General features: G+C 40.3%; 20 protein-coding genes. 7 read left to right on the top strand and 13 right to left on the bottom strand.

What is annotated here, in order from left to right:
* Positions 1-40 precede the first annotated feature (40 nt).
* The 5 genes from rimO to rpmB all read right to left on the bottom strand — a co-directional run bounded on the left by rimO (position 41) and on the right by rpmB (position 3,369).
* Complete coding sequence (gene rimO / locus BLU33_RS19090; RefSeq protein ID WP_091376791.1) at positions 41-1,375, bottom strand: 30S ribosomal protein S12 methylthiotransferase RimO; 1,335 nt, start codon at positions 1,373-1,375, stop codon at positions 41-43.
* Between the two features lie 115 nt (positions 1,376-1,490).
* On the bottom strand, positions 1,491-2,456 hold the full coding sequence (gene ftsY, locus BLU33_RS19085; RefSeq protein WP_091376789.1) for a signal recognition particle-docking protein FtsY: 966 nt from the start codon (positions 2,454-2,456) through the stop codon (positions 1,491-1,493).
* Between the two features lie 172 nt (positions 2,457-2,628).
* A complete protein-coding gene (locus BLU33_RS19080; protein ID WP_091376786.1) occupies positions 2,629-2,790 on the bottom strand; it encodes a DUF4295 domain-containing protein in 162 nt (53 codons plus the stop codon).
* An 82-nt stretch (positions 2,791-2,872) separates the two neighbouring features.
* On the bottom strand, positions 2,873-3,055 hold the full coding sequence (rpmG, locus tag BLU33_RS19075; RefSeq protein ID WP_067063463.1) for a 50S ribosomal protein L33: 183 nt from the start codon (positions 3,053-3,055) through the stop codon (positions 2,873-2,875).
* 80 nt (positions 3,056-3,135) lie between these two features.
* On the bottom strand, positions 3,136-3,369 hold the full coding sequence (gene rpmB / locus BLU33_RS19070) for a 50S ribosomal protein L28 (protein WP_091376784.1): 234 nt from the start codon (positions 3,367-3,369) through the stop codon (positions 3,136-3,138).
* 241 nt (positions 3,370-3,610) lie between these two features.
* Between rpmB and acs the strand changes: the two genes are divergently transcribed.
* Both acs and BLU33_RS19060 read left to right on the top strand, forming a co-directional pair.
* A complete protein-coding gene (gene acs, locus BLU33_RS19065; RefSeq protein ID WP_091376781.1) occupies positions 3,611-5,512 on the top strand; it encodes an acetate--CoA ligase in 1,902 nt (633 codons plus the stop codon).
* A gap of 91 nt (positions 5,513-5,603) precedes the next feature.
* The gene (locus BLU33_RS19060; RefSeq protein ID WP_091376779.1) at positions 5,604-5,789 is read left to right on the top strand and encodes a CsbD family protein; all 186 of its coding nucleotides are present in this window, start codon (positions 5,604-5,606) and stop codon (positions 5,787-5,789) included.
* A gap of 149 nt (positions 5,790-5,938) precedes the next feature.
* Here the strand turns inward: BLU33_RS19060 and BLU33_RS19055 are convergent, their stop codons facing one another.
* Complete coding sequence (locus BLU33_RS19055; protein WP_091380790.1) at positions 5,939-6,376, bottom strand: carboxymuconolactone decarboxylase family protein; 438 nt, start codon at positions 6,374-6,376, stop codon at positions 5,939-5,941.
* A gap of 72 nt (positions 6,377-6,448) precedes the next feature.
* Positions 6,449-7,021: a Crp/Fnr family transcriptional regulator gene (locus BLU33_RS19050; protein ID WP_091376776.1), complete on the bottom strand. Its 573-nt coding sequence runs from the start codon at positions 7,019-7,021 to the stop codon at positions 6,449-6,451.
* Positions 7,022-7,137: 116 nt separating this feature from the next.
* Here BLU33_RS19050 and BLU33_RS19045 point away from each other — a divergent pair, with 116 nt between their 5' ends.
* The 3 genes from BLU33_RS19045 to lpxB are packed head-to-tail and all read left to right on the top strand — an operon-like array spanning position 7,138 to position 9,926.
* Positions 7,138-7,977 carry a tetratricopeptide repeat protein gene (locus BLU33_RS19045; RefSeq protein WP_091376772.1) on the top strand — a complete coding sequence of 280 codons (840 nt, stop codon included), beginning with the start codon at positions 7,138-7,140 and terminating at the stop codon, positions 7,975-7,977.
* A gap of 38 nt (positions 7,978-8,015) precedes the next feature.
* A complete protein-coding gene (gene surE, locus BLU33_RS19040; protein ID WP_091376769.1) occupies positions 8,016-8,792 on the top strand; it encodes a 5'/3'-nucleotidase SurE in 777 nt (258 codons plus the stop codon).
* 21 nt (positions 8,793-8,813) lie between these two features.
* Positions 8,814-9,926: a lipid-A-disaccharide synthase gene (lpxB, locus tag BLU33_RS19035; RefSeq protein WP_091376765.1), complete on the top strand. Its 1,113-nt coding sequence runs from the start codon at positions 8,814-8,816 to the stop codon at positions 9,924-9,926.
* A 68-nt stretch (positions 9,927-9,994) separates the two neighbouring features.
* On the opposite strand, the gene BLU33_RS25200 is transcribed toward lpxB, so the two are convergent.
* From BLU33_RS25200 to BLU33_RS19025, 3 genes are all read right to left on the bottom strand, one after another.
* Positions 9,995-10,132 (bottom strand): hypothetical protein, encoded by a 138-nt coding sequence (locus tag BLU33_RS25200; protein WP_157682253.1) that lies wholly within the window; start codon positions 10,130-10,132, stop codon positions 9,995-9,997.
* An 11-nt stretch (positions 10,133-10,143) separates the two neighbouring features.
* The gene (locus BLU33_RS19030; protein ID WP_157682251.1) at positions 10,144-10,398 is read right to left on the bottom strand and encodes a hypothetical protein; all 255 of its coding nucleotides are present in this window, start codon (positions 10,396-10,398) and stop codon (positions 10,144-10,146) included.
* Between the two features lie 131 nt (positions 10,399-10,529).
* Positions 10,530-11,735, bottom strand: a complete 1,206-nt coding sequence (locus BLU33_RS19025) for an MFS transporter (RefSeq protein WP_197684522.1) — start codon at positions 11,733-11,735, stop codon at positions 10,530-10,532.
* 778 nt (positions 11,736-12,513) lie between these two features.
* Here BLU33_RS19025 and BLU33_RS19020 point away from each other — a divergent pair.
* Complete coding sequence (locus BLU33_RS19020) at positions 12,514-14,718, top strand: alpha-galactosidase (RefSeq protein ID WP_091376759.1); 2,205 nt, start codon at positions 12,514-12,516, stop codon at positions 14,716-14,718.
* Positions 14,719-14,891: 173 nt separating this feature from the next.
* Entirely contained in the window at positions 14,892-16,079 is a 1,188-nt protein-coding gene (locus BLU33_RS19015; RefSeq protein ID WP_091376756.1) for a C1 family peptidase, read from the top strand.
* Between the two features lie 59 nt (positions 16,080-16,138).
* Here the strand turns inward: BLU33_RS19015 and BLU33_RS19010 are convergent, their stop codons facing one another.
* From BLU33_RS19010 to BLU33_RS19000, 3 genes are all read right to left on the bottom strand, one after another.
* Positions 16,139-16,864: a ZIP family metal transporter gene (locus BLU33_RS19010; RefSeq protein ID WP_157682249.1), complete on the bottom strand. Its 726-nt coding sequence runs from the start codon at positions 16,862-16,864 to the stop codon at positions 16,139-16,141.
* Between the two features lie 151 nt (positions 16,865-17,015).
* A complete protein-coding gene (locus tag BLU33_RS19005; protein WP_091376750.1) occupies positions 17,016-17,669 on the bottom strand; it encodes a hypothetical protein in 654 nt (217 codons plus the stop codon).
* A 346-nt stretch (positions 17,670-18,015) separates the two neighbouring features.
* Positions 18,016-19,236: a formylglycine-generating enzyme family protein gene (locus tag BLU33_RS19000; RefSeq protein WP_197684521.1), complete on the bottom strand. Its 1,221-nt coding sequence runs from the start codon at positions 19,234-19,236 to the stop codon at positions 18,016-18,018.
* Positions 19,237-19,590: the final 354 nt, after the last annotated feature.

The raw sequence follows: 19,590 nt of genomic DNA, 5'->3' as shown, positions 1-19,590 counted from the left end.
AATGTAAAATCATTCGATGGAATTACACCATTGGCTCAAATTATTTTACAATTTGTCCATAAAGATCGAAGTCCTCGGCGTTGTCAATTTTTACATTTACAAAGCTGCCAACGGTTGCATAATCAATGCTGGCATCAATTAAAACCTCGTTATCAACCTCGGGCGAATCAAATTCGGTACGGCCAACAAAGTAACCGCCATCTTTTTTATCGATGAGTACTTTATAGGTATTGCCTATTTTTTCCTGGTTTTTATCAAATGAAATGCCCTGCTGAATTTCCATTATGGCATCCACACGGTCCTGTTTTACTTCTTCGGGCACATCATCAATTAATGAATGCGCGTGTGTTTTTTCCTCGTGAGAATAAGTGAAGCAACCTAAACGGTCGAAACGGGTATCTTCCACCCATTGCGCCATTTCGTCAAAATCCTGCTGGGTTTCGCCGGGGTAACCGGTGATGAGGGTGGTACGCATAGCTATGCCGGGTACTTTATCGCGGATCTGGTTTACGAGATCGATAGTTTTTTGTTTGGTGATGCCACGGCGCATTGATTTTAGCATATCATCGCTGATGTGCTGCAATGGCATATCCAGGTATTTACAGATGTTATCACGCTCGTTCATCACATCCAGAATTTCCATAGGGAAACCGGAAGGGTAGGCGTATTGCAGCCTGATCCACTCGATACCGTTAACATCAGACAGGCGGCGAAGCAATTCATCTAAATTACGTTTGCCATACAGGTCCAAACCATAATAGGTAAGGTCTTGCGCTATAAGGATCAATTCTTTTGTTCCGTTTTTAGCTAAGTACTGTGCATTTTTAACCAACTCATCCATCGGTGTGCTTAAGTGCTTGCCCCTCATTAAAGGGATAGCGCAAAATGAGCAGGGACGGTTACAGCCCTCGGCTATTTTAAAGTAGGCGAAGTGGGAGGGGGTGGTTAACATCCGCTCGCCGATCAGCTCGTGTTTGTAATCAGCGCCTACAGACTGCAATAGATTTTGCAGGTCGTTTGTGCCGAAATAAGCATCAATATTGGTGATCTCTGATTCCAGCTCAGGTTTGTAGCGTTCGGAAAGACAACCGGTAACTATTACTTTGCCTACCTTGCCCTGTTCTTTCAGCTCACTGTATTGCAGGATGGTATCGATGGATTCCTGTTTGGCATTATCAATAAAACCGCAGGTGTTAATGACGATGATATCATTACTGTTTACTTTTTCAGCCTCGTGCACCACATCAAAGGCATTGCCTTTTAGCTGGCCCATTAGAACCTCTGAATCGTAAATATTTTTTGAACAGCCTAAAGTAACTACGTTTACACGTGGTTTTACTGCAATTGGCTGATTGATAATTCCCTTTGTCTTCATATTAACACACTATGTCATTGCGAGGAGGAACGACGAAGCAACCTCGTAGTTTTGCCTATTCGTTAGCAATAGCGACGAGGTTGCCGCGCTATCGCTCGCAATGACAAATCCTTTTTTATTGTTTAAAAAGACTATCCACGAACGCCTTACGATCAAATAATTGTAAATGATCAACGCCTTCGCCTACGCCTATATATTTTACCGGAATTTTAAACTGATCTGATATACCTATTACCACGCCGCCTTTCGCTGTGCCATCCAATTTGGTTAGGGCAAGGGCGTTAACTGCGGTTGCTTCGGTAAACTGTTTGCATTGCTCAATGGCGTTTTGCCCTGTTGAGGCATCCAACACCAGTAAGATCTCATGTGGTGCGCCGGGTACTACCTTTTGCATCACATTTTTAATTTTGGTGAGCTCGTTCATCAGCCCAACCTTATTGTGCAAACGGCCCGCGGTATCAATTATAGCCACATCATCACCATTGGATACTGCCGAACGCAGTGTATCATAAGCTACGGATGCAGGGTCGGAGCCCATGGCTTGCGCCACTACCTTTACGCCAACACGCTCGCCCCAAAGTTTTATCTGGTCGACCGCCGCCGCTCTGAAAGTATCGGCTGCGCCTAAAACTACCTGATTACCGGCTTGCTTTAGTTTATGGGCCAGTTTGCCAATTGTAGTAGTTTTACCCACGCCATTTACGCCCACTACCATTATTACATAAGGCTTATGATCGCCATACTCAAAGGTGGAGAAATCGTTACTATTATTTTCGGCAAGTAATTTCTGGATCTCATCGCGCAGCAAACCGTTCAGTTCGCTGGTGCTTACATATTTATCGGCTTGTACGCGTGCCTGTATGCGCTCAATTATTTTAAGGGTAGTGGTTACGCCAACATCAGATGTTACGAGCACTTCCTCCAGTTCATCAAGTACATCATCATCAACGGTTGATTTGCCGGCTATTACTTTGGTGATCTTTGAAAAAAAGTTATCCTTGGTTTTTTCTAAACCGGTATCCAACGCTGCCTGCTCCTGCAGGCTGCTTTCCTTTTTCTTAAAAAAATCAAATAATCCCATAATTGATGTGCAGATGTGCAAATATGCAGATGTGTAAATTAATAAGTATCAGTTCAACGTTATTTTATCTAATCCATTTGCATATCTGCACATCTGCAAATTTGCACATAAAAAGAAAAAGCCCTCTCGTAAAAACAAGATGGCTTTCCTATATCAAACAGAACTGTTACCGTTATAATTTTCCGGCAATCGCATCCTTAACGTTATCGTTAGGTACGATTTGTTCTTTAAATGAGTAAGCACCAGTTTTTGGTGACTTAGTCATGGTAATAACCTTTGAATAATCTTTGCCTTTACCAGCTACTTTCAGGGTTGCAACTACTTTCTTTGCCATGGTATTTTATTTTTGAATTATTGAGTTAGTGAATTATTGATTTTAGGCTTAGCCTTACCAACCGATTTACTTAATCAATTAATTATTTAATTTCTTTATGAACTGTTACTTTTCTTAAAACAGGATTGAATTTCTTCATTTCCAATCTTTCAGTTGTGTTTTTCTTGTTCTTAGTGGTGATGTAACGAGACATGCCCGGCATACCGCTGGTTTTGTGCTCAGTACACTCTAGTATTACCTGAACTCTGTTGCCTTTTTTAGCCATTTTCTTATATTATTATGGTTTGACAGGATTGTAATAAACAATGAGTTTACTCATTATTCACAACTCACCATTCACACCTATTAAATGTATCCTTTTTTTACAAACTTATTGATACAAGCAGTTATACCATTCTTGCTGATGGTTTTAACAGCTGAAGTAGATACCTTTAAAGTTATCCACCTATCTTCCTCAGGAATATAAAACCTTTTAAGTTTTAAGTTTGGGTGAAACCTGCGTTTGGTTTTTACGTTTGAGTTAGAAACGTTGTTACCAACCAGTGAACCTTTTCCTGTTAAATCACAAATTCTTGACATGACAATCGATTTAATTCAATCCCTTTATTAAAGAGTTTGCAAATATCAGGATTTTAAGTGAAATAGACAATAGTGGTTTTAAAATATTTTGAAAAAGATTTGTGGAGCGTTTTGGGTAACAATTATTTAACAGACAATAGTTAATTTTAAGAAGTTAATGTAACTTATTAAAATATGCATAAAAGTATATTTGCTATAGGAAAATTACTAATTTACGCCGCCAATAAAATCGTTTACAATTATGAAAATTAAGTCGTTTCCCGAGTACGAGCAAGCCTATAAAAAGAGTGTTGAACAACCTGAACAATTTTGGAAAGAAATTGCCGACAACTTTTTATGGCGCAAAAAATGGGATAAAATACTAAGCTGGAACTTTACAGAGCCTAAAATAGAGTGGTTTAAAGGCGCAAAACTAAATATTACTGAAAACTGTCTGGATCGCCATTTGGAAACAATGGGCGATAAGCCTGCCATAATATGGGAACCGAACGATCCGACAGAAGATCATCGCGTGCTTACTTATAAACAGTTGTATGATAAGGTTTGCCAGTTTGCCAATGTTTTAAAAAACAACGGTGCTAAAAAAGGCGACCGCATATGTATATATATGCCAATGGTGCCCGAGTTGGCCATTGCTGTGTTGGCCTGCGCCAGGCTGGGTGCTATACATTCGGTAGTTTTTGGTGGATTTTCGGCACAATCAATTGCCGATAGGATTCTGGATGCGGAATGTAATATTGTAATAACTACTGACGGCGGTGTTAGGGGCGATAAAAAGATCCCGATGAAAACCGTGATTGATGACGCGCTGGTACGTTGTCCATCGGTTCAAAAAGTAATTGTGCTTACCCATACCCGCACGCCGGTATCCATGATAAAGGGTCGCGACGTTTGGTGGGAAGATGAAATAAAGAAGATAGAAACACAAGGGAAGAAGGAATTTATAGCTGAAGAAATGGATGCAGAGGATATGCTGTTCATTCTTTACACATCAGGCTCAACAGGTAAACCTAAGGGTGTGGTACATACCTGCGGCGGTTATATGGTTTATGCCGGTTATACGTTTACTAATGCTTTTCAGTATGAACCGGGCGAGGTTTACTTTTGTACGGCTGATATCGGCTGGATAACCGGGCACTCCTATATAGTATATGGCCCGCTGTCGCAAGGTGCTACTACGGTAATGTTTGAGGGCGTACCAACCTGGCCAGATGCAGGCCGTTTTTGGGATATTGTAGATAAATACAAGGTAAATATATTTTATACCGCGCCAACAGCCATACGCTCATTAATGAGTTTTGGTGATGAACCGTTAAACGGAAAAGACTTGAGCTCACTTACCAAATTAGGATCGGTAGGAGAACCGCTGAATGAGGAAGCATGGCATTGGTTTGATGAACGTATCGGCAAAAAGAAATGCCCGATAGTGGATACCTGGTGGCAAACTGAAACCGGCGGGTTTATGATATCGCCCATTGCTAACGTTACCCCATTAAAACCGGGTTATGCAACATTACCATTACCGGGTGTGCAACCAGTTTTGGTTGATGAAAAAGGCGAAGAGATACAAGGGAACGGGGTAAGCGGAAACTTATGCATCAAATTCCCGTGGCCGGGCATGCTGCGAACTACTTATGGCGATCATGAGCGTTGCCGTACTACTTACTTCGCTACTTATAAGGATCTTTATTTTACAGGCGATGGCTGCTTGCGCGATGAGGACGGTTATTACCGTATCACCGGGCGTGTGGATGATGTGCTGAATGTATCGGGTCACCGTATTGGTACTGCCGAGGTGGAGAATGCTATTAATATGCACAGCAGCGTGGTTGAATCGGCAGTGGTAGGCTATCCGCATGATATTAAAGGACAAGGCGTATATGCTTTCGTAGTTTGCCCTAACCAGCATGGGGATCCCGAGCTTGCACGTAAAGATATAATGATGACGGTATCACGCATTATAGGCGCTATAGCAAAACCGGATAAGATCCAGTTTGTGACCGGCCTGCCAAAAACACGTTCAGGCAAAATTATGAGGAGAATATTGCGGAAAATTGCTGAGGGTGATACCTCTAATTTGGGTGATATATCTACTTTATTAGATCCGGGTGTGGTTGAGGATATTAAGGCGGGAGCTTTGTAGGGGGAGTCAAAAGTCGTGTTGCCCAGATTGATTTTCTCAAACTAATGGTGTTTACAGATGTTACTATCATACATCTAAATAAAAAAACATCATGAGCGATTTAAAATTGAGAGGAACCTGGAACGAGTTGAAGGGTAAAATAAAACAAGCCTACGGCGATTTAACCGATGACGACCTGATACACGAGGAGGGCAAAGACGATGAAACGCTGGGAAAACTACAGCAAAAGACCGGCAAAAGCCGTGATGAGTTGGTGAAATGGCTAAATAGCTTATAAAAAGAATCAAGAATTAAGAGTCGGGAATCAGGAATTTTTAAAAGAGTCAAGAATTAAGAGCCAAGAATCAAGATAAAAAATTATCCGATTTTTGGCTCTTCTTATTTTAATGTAGCTTCTTGACTCTTACTTCTTGATTCTTGACTCTTTCACAGTGCTGGCTGCATCCCGGTGCTGATGCCAATTCGGTTCCAGGCGTTGATGATGGCGGTTCCCATAATTACCTGTGCTGTTATTTGCTCGCCTAATACCTTAACGGCTTGCTGGTATACTTCATCGGGTACGCCTTTGGTGATGAGGGTTACGGCTTCAGTTAGTGCCAGTATGGCTCGTTCTTCTTCAGTAAAGAATGGAGTTTCGCGCCATGCGTTGAGGGCGTAGATGCGGCGTTCAGTTTCGCCGGCTTTGCGCGCGTCACTGGTATGCATATCAATACAAAAGGCACAACCATTAATTTGTGATGCGCGTGTGCGGATCATTTCCTGGTGTAACTGGCTAATGCTGGTTGTTTTCCAGTATTTTTCCAATTCAAACATTGCTTTGTAGGCGGCTGGATCAGTCTTCCCCATATTTATTCTGTTGCTCATGATAATTTGTGTTTTGTTGATACAAATTTGAGCATTAAACATCCTCCGAAAAATGAACTGTGGTTAATAAATTCAACCCTTTTTTGCCCTAACACGGCTGATGAATTGTGGGGTTACGCCTAAAAACGATGCCACCATATATTGCGGCACACGCTGGTTAAAATCGGGAAAGCGGGTGCTGAAGTTGCGGTAACGTTCCTCGTCGGTCATGTTGGTGTTCATTTCCATACGGCGCTGAGCAGCGGTGAATGCTTTTTGCAGGATCAGCCTGCGGTAATTGCAGAAGGCTGGTATTTGGGCGATGAGTTCATCCTCAATATGCTGATCTAATACGAGTATTTCGCTGTCTTCAACAGCTTGTATGTAGAAATGGGAGGGGCGTTTGCTATCGATACTATCATAATCGGTTATCCACCAGTTCTCCAGGGCAAATTGAGTGATCTGTTCAACATCTTTTTTGTTGATATAATACAGGCGCATGCATCCTTTCACCACAAAATAATTTGCTTTACATTGTTTACCGGCAGTGAGTACAAAGGCTTTTTTCTTTAATTCCTGGAGAGTGATCTTTGAACTGATAAGTTCAGCCTCATCATCACTTAATTGTACAAACTTGCGGATATGGGTTATAAGTTGATCACACATGCTGAGAGATAGCCATTAGCTTCATTCATTGAGTTATCAAATGTATTTATTTTTATCCTTGTACAATTCGTTTCATAATAATAACTGTATATATAGAAATGATTTATATTTAACATATGATTTCTTTAACCAAACCTACCCTCCTCACAACTATTATTCTGCTATTGATGCTTTCATGTAAGCAGCAAGTAGTATATCAATCAAGCAATAGCGAAATAAATGCATACAACTATGCGCTGTCGGCAGATTTTGATAATTCGAAAAAGGAATTTGAAAAATCCATTGCAACAAATCCTAAAAATGCAAATAGTTATTATGGTCTGGGCTATTCATACTTCTATTCTGGTGATATTGATCAGGCTATTAAATATCTAAATAAAGCGATTGAGATTAACCCGGACTTTACAATGGCCTATTATGCCAGGGGCGAAATGGAATCGATAAACGGAGATGCTAAAGACGCAATAGTAGATTTCACTAAAACTATTGACCTGAAAAATGATTTCGCATACGCTTATTACCGTAGAAGCACTGAATTTGCAAATATTGGAAATCATGAAAAAGCTATTGATGATATGGATAGATTTATAAAATTAAGGCCTGACTTTTCATTAGCTTATTATGCCCGCGCAACCTATAAAAATAACATGGGCGATTTAGCCGGTGCTATAGACGATTATTCGTCATTATTAAAGCTTAACCCTAAGTACATTAATGGTTATTATTATAGAGGAGTCATTTATGGCCGTATGAAGCAATATCAACTTGCTGTTAATGACCTTACAAAGGCGATTGATTTGGGCACCGATATTGGCGAAGTATATCTTTATAGAGGGATTTATGAGTTCTATATAAATCAAAAAGCACAGGGATGCAATGACTTTAAGAAAGCAAAATCACTTGGTGTTGACAAAGCAGATGAGTACATCGCAAAATATTGTGGCAGTTCAAAGTAGGTGACGTTTAATTTAATTTGATTCCTAACTTTGTGCCAATGAAAAAATCTACCAAACCCACCATCCTTGTTGTAAACGACGACGGCATAACCGCCCCCGGTATAAAAGCTTTAATTGATGTGATGAAAGATCTTGGCCGGGTTGTAGTGGTAGCACCCGATAGCCCGCAATCGGGTATGGGGCATGCTATTACCATTGGCAAGCCATTGCGCTTTGATAAGGTTGATATTTATGAAGGTGTTGAAATGTACCGCTGTTCGGGCACACCGGTTGATTGTGTAAAACTAGCCGTTAACTCCGTATTTAAGGGTGAAAAGCCTGATCTGTGTGTTTCGGGGATTAATCACGGATTGAACAACTCTATTAACGTGTTGTATTCGGGTACCATGTCGGCGGCGGTTGAGGGTGCTATTGAGAGTATCCCATCAATAGGTTTTTCATTGGATGATTTTACGCTGCAGGCTGATTTTAGTCATTGTAAAAAATATGTACGCGAACTGGCTATGCAGGTTTTGGAGAATGGCTTACCTGCTGCCACCTTGTTGAATGTAAACTTCCCGGCAGGTGGTGATTTAAAGGGTATCAAGATCTGCCGTCAGGCTAACGCCAAATGGGCCGAAGAATTTGATGAGCGTATCGATCCGCATAAAAGACCATATTATTGGCTAACCGGCGTATTTCAATTAAATGATGCCGGTGAGGATACCGATGTGTGGGCATTGGAGCATAATTATGTATCGGTTGTGCCTGTACAGTTTGATATGACTGCCTACCATGCCATGCCTATATTAAATAACTGGACCTTTAATGTGTAGCCTGTGCAATACAATTAACCCATGAAATACTATTTAGTAGCAGGCGAAGCGTCCGGTGATTTGCATGGGGCCAATTTAATGAAGGCCCTTAAAGAGCGTGACCCCCAGGCGGAGTTCCGCTACTTTGGCGGCGACCTGATGCAGGCCGAGGGTGGTACGCTGGTTAAGCATTATGCTGATATGGCCTTTATGGGTTTTATTGAGGTGGTAGCTAACCTGCAAACCATCCTGAAAAACATGGCCTTTTGCAAGCAGGATATCAGTACATATCAGCCTGATGTTTTGGTACTGATAGATTTTCCTGGCTTCAATTTAAAAATAGCTGAATACGCTAAAAAGAATAACCTGTTGGTTTGCTATTATATTTCACCCAAAGTTTGGGCCTGGAACCAGAAACGGGTATTGAAGATAAAAAAGGTGGTCGACCATATGTTTTGCATCCTGCCTTTTGAGGTTGATTTTTACAAACAATGGGGCATGCAGGTTGATTATGTGGGCAACCCGCTGCTGGATGCCACCGCAGCTTTTAAACCTGATGCGGAATTTTATCAGCATAATCATCTGCCTGAAAAGAAGATCATCGCTTTACTGCCGGGCAGCCGTAAGCAGGAGATCAGCCGTTTATTGCCCGATATGCTTGGAGTGATGAACCAATTTCCAGACCATCAGTTTGTAATAGCCGGTGCGCCATCATTTACTGCTGATTTTTACACGCAGTTTTTGGGTGGTAAGCAAATCCCTGTAGTATTTAATGCCACTTATGATCTGTTAACGAATGCAGATGCCGCAATTGTTGCATCTGGAACCGCTACGCTGGAGACTGCTTTGTTCAATGTTCCGCAGGTAGTGGTTTATAAGGGCAATCCGATATCTATCACCATAGCACGTATGCTGGTGAAAATAAAATTCATCTCGCTGGTTAACCTTATTATGGATGCCCCGGTGGTTAAAGAAATGATACAGCAGGATTGCAGCCCGCAAACTATTGCTGCCGAACTTGATCTGATCATCAATAATAAAGACTATCGCGATAAAATGCTCAATAACTATGACGAGCTGGATGTAAGGATGGGCCATCCCGGCGCATCAGCAAAAACTGCAGCTTTAATTATAAAATACGCCACAAAAAAATAGAGCCCTGCAAAATGCGGAGCTCTATCGTTTTCATAGGTAGATGTTTGGTAGGTTAAATGTGTATATAATTAAGCAGCAAGTTTGCTATCAATTGTATATTGTTTTTTCGCTTTAAAAGCTTTTAAATCATTCATTATTAATTCTCTTAATTCCCTGTCAAAACGGGCTACTACTTTGCTTGTTGCTGGTTTATTATATGCTTTCATGGTATATCAGGTTAATTTTTAGTTGGTTTTTTATTAGTCTCTACATCTGTTAAATTCTTATTTAGCCTTTGTGCTTCCTTGTATTGCCTTAGCAATTGTTCCTGGTCGCGATCATCCCCGGGTTTTTCCGGGTTTAATGGGTTTTCCCATTTTTGCTCTTCCACTTTCTGATTATCTTTTTTTTGAGGTACCATAATAGTGTCGTTTGATGTGTACTGTTCCAAATTGATGCCAAAACCGTGGCTGCACCAAAAAATAGTCATCATTCAATAAGATTTTTTTTACAATGGGATGTAAATCAACCAAAAGCAGTGATTATATACCGATTTAGAAAATGGTATTAAGGGAGATTTTGTAGTAAAGTTTATAACAGGAATGTTGTAAACAGTAGTCAGCACTATACACCTGTAGGCTTGTTTTGCATACTTTTATGGTTGAGCAGGTGCACTATTATGGCTATGGTTGATAACGCTATACCTGCAACACATACACCCATCCAGTGAAAATTACCCCAAAGTGAGCTAACTAAAAAAGTACCGGCAGCGCCGCCCAGGAAATAGGAGACCATATATATAGTATTAATACGATTACGCGCTTCGGCATTAAGCGAGAATATGATGGCCTGGTTGGAGATGTGCGTAGCCTGTACACCCATATCCAATATAATTACACCCACTACCAAACCAATTATACTGTGGCCCGAAAAAATGAACACCACAAATGATAGTAAAACCAGCAGTAGCGTAAAGAAGGATAATTTAAAAGGATCCATTTTATCACTCAATCTGCCCATGAGTCCGGCGGCTACGGCTCCAAATGCGCCGACTAAGCCAAATAGGCCGGCTGCATCGCTACCCATATTAAAGTTTTCCTTCAGCAGGAAAACTATGGTAGTCCAGAATGCGCTGAAACAGGCAAAGCATAAAGCGCCCCTTAATGCGGCAAATCTCAGCTTAGGTTCGGCCTTAAAAAGATGGATCAGCGATTTCATCAGGTTTTTGTAGCTGCCTTTATAATCAGGCTCAACTGCTGGTAAAAAGAAGAACACCATTATTACCATCAGCACCATTAAGCCTGCCGCTATAAAGAACATGGCCCTCCAGCCAAAGTGCGCGCCAATAAAACCGCTTACAGTACGTGATAATAATATACCTATTAACAAGCCGCTCATTACTACGCCAATTTTTTTGCCCCTTTCTTCGGGTTTTGCCAGGTGGGCAGCCATGGGTATAAGTAATTGTGGTATGAGTGATGCCATGCCAACCAAAAAGCTGGCCAGTATGAGTAAATTTATATCCGGAGCCATAGCCGCTCCTATTAGGGCTACAATAACCGCTGCAAATGCAAAGAGCATTAATTTTTTACGCTCAAACATATCGGCAAGAGGGGCAATAAAGAACATCCCTGCCGCGTAACCCATTTGTGTGATCATGGATACACGACCCGCAACTCCGTTACTTATTTTAAAACTGTGTGCAATATCACCTAGTAAAGGTTGGTTATAATAAATATTTGCCACCACGAGTCCGGTGGTAATAGTCATTATCCATAAGGTAAATGAAGTAAGTTCGGGCGTTTTTTTGGTGGTGGCGATAGATGTCATTAAAAAAAATAAAAATATTTATGCAAAAATGGGAAAGCGTTTTTACGTTGATGTAGACTTAAAGTAATATTTTTTTGCTACGTGGAGGATAAGAACATTGATGCCAAATGGTGTATTAGGGCATATTTTTTGTAAAAATTGACTTATAAATCTAAATTTTGAATAATTTTTTATCAAAAATGTATGATTTGGCATTTTTAAACCTGATTTTAAGTAACTTTTTTGTGAAAAATAAAATAGTTACATATTTTTTATACTTAATATAGTAAACTGACGTTTTTATGACAGCTTTTTATGCCAAAGTATAAAAAGTAAATAATAATTGAAAATTATGATCTTGGTAATGTTTTGTTTGAATTGTTACCATTAAAACAAACATATGGAATTAACATTAAAAATAATTGAAAAAAAATTAGGAATTTATTTTGGATAGTGTTACCTTTACACTGTTGAAAAACATTAGAAAAGTCTTCTCATAATTTAGGTTTATAATTGGTTAGTAAAGGCCCCTGCCCATCAGGGGCTTTACTTATTTTATAAGGTCCTGTTTTCTCACAAAAAAACACTTCAAAATCTCAGCTTTCACATATTGATTTTAAAGAACTTTAATAATCAGATTTTATTATTTGCCGGGCTACATTTTATAATCGGTTTAATAAATGTCGTGCAAACATATAAAGTTCAAGATTAAGCAACTATTATGTTTTATTTGTTATTAATTTGTGAAGTTTAAAGGCATCAGCATTAATAACAACAAACCTTTACCTAACAATTAAGAATGATCACAGCTTATAAAAAACACATTGTATCGGCCCTGGTACTTGCTAGCTCATTATTTATAACCGGTGTTGCCTCAGCGCAAATAATAACCATACCGGTTGAAACACAACACAACGCCCTTATACTACAAACAGATGCGGACAAAAACCTGAAAATGGTTTATTTCGGCACCAGGCTTAGCAATACTGATGAGTATACGCAGATACAAAAAATGTATAAGCAAAGTGATGATTCGGGGGTTCTTAATGATGCTTATACGCCATCGGGATCGACAAATTTGGCTGAGCCGGCTATAACCGTTATTCATGCCGATGGCAATACTTCGCTAAACCTGGTGTATGTAAATCATGTGATCACTAAAATTGATGATGATGTTTCGCTGTTAACCATTACCCTGAAAGACCCCGCTTATGATTTTGAGGTAAACTTGTGCTATAAAACCTTTTTTAAGGAGGATGTTACTGAGCAATGGTCGGTAATTGAGCATCATGAAAAAGGAACGGTTACCTTAAGCAAATTTGCATCGGCTAACCTTTATTTAAAAGGCGATGGCTTTTGGCTGAAACAATACCATGGCAATTGGGCATCAGAAATGCAGCCCGAAGAATCAAAACTTATGCACGGCATCAAAACCATCGATACCAAACTGGGTACACGCGCCGATCTGTATGCGTCATCAGCCTTTATGATATCAATGGATAAGCCCGCAACTGAGGATGAGGGCAAAGTATTATACGGCGCCATGGAATGGTCGGCTAATTTTAAGGAGGACTTTGAAATTGATCCCGCCAATAATTTAAGGCTGATAGCAGGTATAAATAATGCCGCATCTGCATATCATTTAAAACCGGGCGAGGAGTTCACTACCCCGGCTTTCCTGTATACTTATTCGGATCATGGTAAAGGTGATGCCAGCCGAAAACTGCAAGGCTGGGCGCGCAAATATAAAATTGTGGATGGTGAGGGCCCGAGGGTCACCTTGCTGAACAATTGGGAATCTACTTATTTTGATTTTAATGAGGATAAGTTAAAGGAGCTGTTGAAGAATACCAAAAAACTGGGTGTCGACCTGTTTTTATTGGATGATGGCTGGTTTGGTAATAAATACCCGCGTAATAGTGATAATGCAGGGCTGGGCGATTGGCAGGAGAACAGGAAAAAGCTGCCAAACGGTATTGGTTCACTGGTAAAGGAGGCAACGGCTGATGGGGTAAAGTTCGGGATATGGATAGAGCCTGAAATGGTTAACCCCGCCAGCGATCTTTATCATAAACACCCTGACTGGGTAATTAAACAGCCCAATCGCCCCGAAAAATATTTCAGGAACCAATTAGTGCTCGATCTGACTAATCCTAAAGTACAGGATTATGTTTTTGGCATAGTTGACAGCCTTTTCATTAAAAATCCGGCTTTGGCTTATATTAAATGGGATTGCAACGCTGTAATTTATAATGCTTATTCCAGCTATTTAAAAAAGGATCAGTCGCATTTATATATTGATTACGGGAGGGGCTTATATAATGTGATGGCGCGTATGCGTGCAAAATATCCAAAAGTGCCTATGATGTTATGCTCGGGCGGTGGTGGCCGTGTGGATTATGGCGCGCTGCAATATTTTACCGAATACTGGCCAAGCGATAATACCGAACCTTTGGAGAGGGTATATATACAATGGGAGTATTCCTACTTTTTCCCGGCTATTGCCAGCTCAAACCATGTTACCAATTGGGGTAAGGAGCCTATTAAATATAGGGTTGATGTAGCCATGATGGGCAGGCTGGGCTTTGATATTGTGGTAAGTAAATTAAGCGGGCAGGAACTTGATTTTTGCCACCAGGCATTAAAGAATTACGATAACCTGAAAGATATTATATGGCATGGCGACCAGTACCGCTTGCATAGTCCGTGGGATAATGATGCAGCATCATTAATGTATGTGAATAGTTCACGGTCACAGGCCGTGGTGTTTAATTATTTGGTGAATAACAGGTATAACAGTGGCACAAAAGTTCCCATCAGGCTAAAAGGGCTCGATCCGCAGAAGAAATACCAGGTTAAGGAAATTAACCTGTATGCCGGTGCAAAATCATCTATCGGGGATAACCTGGTGCTTACAGGCGATTTCCTGATGAAGGTTGGTGTTAATCCCGATGTGAATGAGGGGCGCACCAGCGTAGTTCTGCAGCTTGACGAGGTGGAATAGGCTTTTGTATATATTATAAAGGGGCTATTTACTCCGGATTTGTGTTTATGCTGATATTTTTATCACAAAAACGATAAAAACTTATATTATTGCATTTTATAATTAAGCGCACGTTCATCGTGCGCTTTTTTGTTGTAATTAACAGACCTCTTTATTCATATCAAATCAAGTAAATGAAAATTAAACATTTCTTATTTGCAGCGCTATTTGCTGTTTCCACAATTTCCCTGCATGCCCAGGATAACCTGGTTAGCTCATTAAAAACCAATCAAAGCGATAGCAGTAAACAAAAATTCCGGTTTACCGAGCTTATCAACCTGGAGAATACCTCTATAAAGAACCAGGGCTCATCAGGTACCTGCTGGAGTTATTCAACAAACTCGTTCCTGGAGTCGGAAATGATACGTATGGGCAAACAGCCACTTGATCTGTCGCCAATATATACGGCACGTTGCGCTTATATTGAAAAAGGAAAGAACTATGTACGCATGCATGGAGCGGTATCATTAGGCGATGGCGGCGAATCACATGATGTTATTAATATGTACCGCAAATATGGCGCAATACCTCAAAGCGTTTATAGCGGTTTAAATTATGGTACTACCATCAATAAATTTGGTGAACTATCAGCTGTAATGGAAGGTATATTAAAAGCGGTGGTACAAAACCCTAATGGCAAATTAACACCTAACTGGCTTGCGGCTTATACAGCTGCTATTGATGCTTACCTAGGTAAAGTGCCCGATAGTTTTACTTATAATGGTAAAACCTATACACCTCAAACATTTGCACAACAGGTTGTAGGTATAAATCCTGATGATTATATAGAGTTTTCCTCATTTACCGATCATCCGTATTATACAAAGTTCACGCTGCTGGTTCCTGATAACTGGTCGTTCGATCAGGTTTATAACCTGCAGGTAAATGATATTACTGATGTTATCGACCATGCTTTAAAAAGTGGTTACACGGTAGCATGGGCTACTGATGTAAGCGAAAAAGGTTTCAGCTGGAAAAATGGTGTTGCTTTTGTGCCTGAAGTGCCATATGAGGAAATGACAGCCAAGCAAAAGGAAGAAATGTTCAATGGCCCAAAGCCGGAAATGAAAATCACTCCCGAAGTACGCCAACAGGCATTTGATGATTATTCTACCACGGACGATCATGGTATGCACATTGTTGGTTTAGCAAAAGATCAGAATGGCAAAGAGTATTATATAGTTAAAAACTCATGGGGCCCAACTAACGATTATAAAGGCTATATTTATGTAACAAAGGCTTTTGTTCAATACAAAACTACAGCCTTACTATTACACAAAGGCGGTATCCCTAAGGATATCATTAAAAAAATAGGTATATAAATAACAACAAAATAAGAATGCATGCACAGCTTGATCAGATGATTGAACTGTGCATTTTTTTATACCTCGGCTATACGTATAGCCATATATAAGGTAAGGATACCCAAAATAGTCATAAATAGAGTGATCAGTTTGGGATGCCTGGCCCTGCTTTCGGGCAGAAAGTCACTTGCGCCAATATAGAGGAAGAAACCCGAGATAAGTGCTAAAAGCAATCCCAGATTTTCTGCAGGCAGTTTATAATACAGCGTTGATAAAGCACCTAATAGGGGAGCAATAGCGTTTGTTATCAGCCACTTGAGCGCATTGCGCCTGCTGCCATTTTCCTTTAGTATAACATTGGTTGTATTAATACCATCGGCAAAATCATGTACTAATACGGCTACAGCCACCAGGCTGCCAATGGCTAATGATAGATGAAAGGCGAGGCCGATAGCCACACCATCCAAAAAACTGTGCAGTGTTAGGCAAAGCGCGGCAATTTTACCTCTTAAGCTACCGGAGCTTGTATTACTATTTGTTTTATGCTGATTAAAATGTACAGCTAAACGATCAAGCAATAGATAGACCACAAAACCAAAGCCTGCCATTGATGTAATTTCCCGTACACCGTAAGTTTTGGAGGCCAGCTCAATTGCGGTTGGTAAAAGATCAAAAAAAGCTACGCCTATAACTGCCCCAGCACTAAACCCCAGTATCAGGTATAATTTACTTTGAAATCTTAACGCAAGTAAACCGCCCATTAAGGTTGAAAGAAAGGTAGCTATGCAAATTAAAAGGATCACAGGCTATCGATTAATATCTATTGATAAGCATCAGGGCCGCAAAAGTACAAATTAAAATACATAAAAGCAACACAGTTGCTTTTATGTATTTAGGCCATCCAATTCCCTCTCTCTACCATGGGAGTAAAATTAAAGGCGGGTATAAGTATGATTACTTACCCGCTGGAGCAATCAGGTTATCTCTTGCAACCTGTTGTGTCATAGCCTTTTCATAACCCTTTAAAAAATCATCTAAACTGGATGGGTTGTAGGTTTTTGATTGTGCCGACCATACCAACTTTTCTGTTGCAGCGTCATATAAGTTGGTTTCGAGGTAGTATATTTTATCAGTAGTATAATAACCCGGAGAGTAGAAACGGTTGTATCCATAACCATAGTAAGCGCCAAATGTGCCGTAATATCCTATTCCATAAGGATACACACCACCGCTGCCTGGTACATACCTGGTTTCTGTTTCTTTATTCACCATTGCTATTGTTAAAATGGCATCGCAATTAGTTGCACGGATCTTACTTAATACAGTATCCTGATTTTTATCTCCACCGGATGTGTGAAAATTGGCAGGAAATATGTCTGTACTTTTAACTGATGCATAACCTTTACTGCTTAAATAATTTGCAATATTAGTTTCAACAGTTTGTCTGATAGCTATGTCTGAACTAAGTGATGATATGAAAATCTTTTTATAAGCTATCTGGGTTACACCGGGTGCTTTATATGATCCTGTTATTGAGGTGGTTGAGCCACAGGCTGAGATAAACAATGCCAATAGCAGCATTAGGTTTAAAGTTTTTGTTTGTTTCATGGTTTATTGGTTTTATTGATGTTTATTAAAGTTAATAATTTATTTATTTGGAACAGCTACTGCCGGAAATAATATAATAAGCAATTTTTTCTTGCCCGCGGGCGACATATAATCCCATATACAGCCCAAATTTACTGGCTATAAAAAAGGAATTGGCGAAATGAAACGGCACCAAGATTATGTAATTCAAAAGATGCAATGCAAGTGGTCAATTTTGCAGATAAAACAGGCTTTTTAATACCGGGATGTTGGGTAATAATTAGAAAGGGAAATAGATGGGATATGTAAAAGGCATAAACGCAGCTCTGCATTTATGCCTTTTTATAATAGGGATATGATCAACAGATCAATTAGCAGCCACTTTGGTATCGGGTACGGATTTTACATCCATCACACAACGAAAACCAATGTGATTTGATGCAGATCGGGCATCGCCTTTGCCCCGGGTGCCAACCATATAGCGTGTGCAATATTCATCGGTACATAAAAATGAGCCGCCTCTTTGTACCCTTTTTTTAGCATCAGGTTCGTCCGGATCATAGGGGCTGGTTGGCCCCCGGGGGTTAACCGTTACCGGGTTATTTGCCAGGGTATTATAATAATCATTGCTGTACCAATCATTACACCACTGCCAAACATTACCGGCCATATCATACAAGCCATAACCATTTGCCGGGAATTGTTTTACAGGGGCAATGCCAACAAAGCCATCCGTTCCCGCATCTTTATTAGGGAATGAACCTTCGAAAATATTGGCCATCCATTTGCCATTAGGTTTTAACACATTTCCCCAGGCATATAGCTTACCGGCTAGTCCACCTCTCGCGGCAAACTCCCATTCGGCCTCGGTTGGTAAACGCTTGCCGGCCCATTTTGCATAAGCGGCAGCATCATCCCAGCAAACCTGTATAACGGGGTAATTATCTTTACCAATTATATTGCTTTTCGGTCCTTGCGGATGTCTCCAGTCGGCGCCCTTTACGTATGCCCACCACTGAAGATAATTGTTTAAAGGAACTTTTTCTTTCGGCGCGGTAAATACCAGAGAGCCTGCTACTAAATTTTCCTCAGGCACAGTAGGGAATTCCTCATGTGTTGGCTTTTGCTCGGCCACAGTTACATAGCCTGTTGCTTTAACAAACGCAGCAAATTGTTTATTGGTAACCACGGTGGCATCCATATAAAAAGGATTGAGCCTCACCCTGTGAACAGGCCGCGCATCACTCATCTGTTCATGGCCCCCGCCATCCATTCCAACCGGATCAACACCTCCCATACTGAACTCGCCACCGGGTATGTATTTCATGCCTGCCGGGATAGCCAGTGTTTTTGGTGATGGATTTGAAATAGTTTCCCTGAAATCTTTTCCGCCGCCATTCATAAACAAGGCGCTATCCGACCGTTTAATACCAGTTGGGCGACAGAAAGCTGCTGCATTTCTTGGAAACAGGCTTTGATCAGTTAAGTAAGTCTTCTTTATAATAACAGTTTGTGTTACTTTTTTATCAGTGGTTTCATGCTTATGATCCTTACATGATTGTGCAACCAGTAAAACTATCACCGACATAATTACGAGCCTATATTTTGTATTCAAACTAACCATTTTAACTTCAGATAAACGTAAGATGATAAAGTTATAGATATAATTTTGATTAAGATATTGAAAAGATGGTTTTCCAGTCATTTTTCATGCTCGCTGTATGCCATTTATCGGTTAAAAGCTGGAATATTATTTAGATTTAACGATGCCTGCTACCATCGAAAAGATAAAGTGCACATGTATTTTATAAATCTTCCACAACGGCTTTGTGATTATGCACGAAAGGTATATATTTGCACTCCCATAATAACGGGGGATTAGCTCAGCTGGCTAGAGCGCTTGCATGGCATGCTTACCCGTTACCCTCTTTAAATACCTTTA

The sequence above is a fragment of the Mucilaginibacter mallensis genome, from assembly GCF_900105165.1.
GTDB classification, from domain to species: domain Bacteria; phylum Bacteroidota; class Bacteroidia; order Sphingobacteriales; family Sphingobacteriaceae; genus Mucilaginibacter; species Mucilaginibacter mallensis.
Note: the sequence above shows the minus strand (reverse complement) of the source record. Positions and strands in the feature narration are given on the sequence as shown.

Excerpts from the sequence above, each read along its gene's own strand:
- rimO (WP_091376791.1), bottom strand. The coding sequence starts at position 1,375 with ATGAAGACAAAGGGAATTATCAATCAGCCAATTGCAGTAAAACCACGT.
- ftsY (WP_091376789.1), bottom strand. The coding sequence starts at position 2,456 with ATGGGATTATTTGATTTTTTTAAGAAAAAGGAAAGCAGCCTGCAGGAG.
- BLU33_RS19080 (WP_091376786.1), bottom strand. The coding sequence starts at position 2,790 with ATGGCAAAGAAAGTAGTTGCAACCCTGAAAGTAGCTGGTAAAGGCAAA.
- rpmG (WP_067063463.1), bottom strand. The coding sequence starts at position 3,055 with ATGGCTAAAAAAGGCAACAGAGTTCAGGTAATACTAGAGTGTACTGAG.
- rpmB (WP_091376784.1), bottom strand. The coding sequence starts at position 3,369 with ATGTCAAGAATTTGTGATTTAACAGGAAAAGGTTCACTGGTTGGTAAC.
- acs (WP_091376781.1), top strand. The coding sequence starts at position 3,611 with ATGAAAATTAAGTCGTTTCCCGAGTACGAGCAAGCCTATAAAAAGAGT.
- BLU33_RS19060 (WP_091376779.1), top strand. The coding sequence starts at position 5,604 with ATGAGCGATTTAAAATTGAGAGGAACCTGGAACGAGTTGAAGGGTAAA.
- BLU33_RS19055 (WP_091380790.1), bottom strand. The coding sequence starts at position 6,376 with ATGAGCAACAGAATAAATATGGGGAAGACTGATCCAGCCGCCTACAAA.
- BLU33_RS19050 (WP_091376776.1), bottom strand. The coding sequence starts at position 7,021 with ATGTGTGATCAACTTATAACCCATATCCGCAAGTTTGTACAATTAAGT.
- BLU33_RS19045 (WP_091376772.1), top strand. The coding sequence starts at position 7,138 with ATGATTTCTTTAACCAAACCTACCCTCCTCACAACTATTATTCTGCTA.
- surE (WP_091376769.1), top strand. The coding sequence starts at position 8,016 with ATGAAAAAATCTACCAAACCCACCATCCTTGTTGTAAACGACGACGGC.
- lpxB (WP_091376765.1), top strand. The coding sequence starts at position 8,814 with ATGAAATACTATTTAGTAGCAGGCGAAGCGTCCGGTGATTTGCATGGG.
- BLU33_RS25200 (WP_157682253.1), bottom strand. The coding sequence starts at position 10,132 with ATGAAAGCATATAATAAACCAGCAACAAGCAAAGTAGTAGCCCGTTTT.
- BLU33_RS19030 (WP_157682251.1), bottom strand. The coding sequence starts at position 10,398 with ATGATGACTATTTTTTGGTGCAGCCACGGTTTTGGCATCAATTTGGAA.
- BLU33_RS19025 (WP_197684522.1), bottom strand. The coding sequence starts at position 11,735 with ATGACATCTATCGCCACCACCAAAAAAACGCCCGAACTTACTTCATTT.
- BLU33_RS19020 (WP_091376759.1), top strand. The coding sequence starts at position 12,514 with ATGATCACAGCTTATAAAAAACACATTGTATCGGCCCTGGTACTTGCT.
- BLU33_RS19015 (WP_091376756.1), top strand. The coding sequence starts at position 14,892 with ATGAAAATTAAACATTTCTTATTTGCAGCGCTATTTGCTGTTTCCACA.
- BLU33_RS19005 (WP_091376750.1), bottom strand. The coding sequence starts at position 17,669 with ATGAAACAAACAAAAACTTTAAACCTAATGCTGCTATTGGCATTGTTT.
- BLU33_RS19000 (WP_197684521.1), bottom strand. The coding sequence starts at position 19,236 with ATGTCGGTGATAGTTTTACTGGTTGCACAATCATGTAAGGATCATAAG.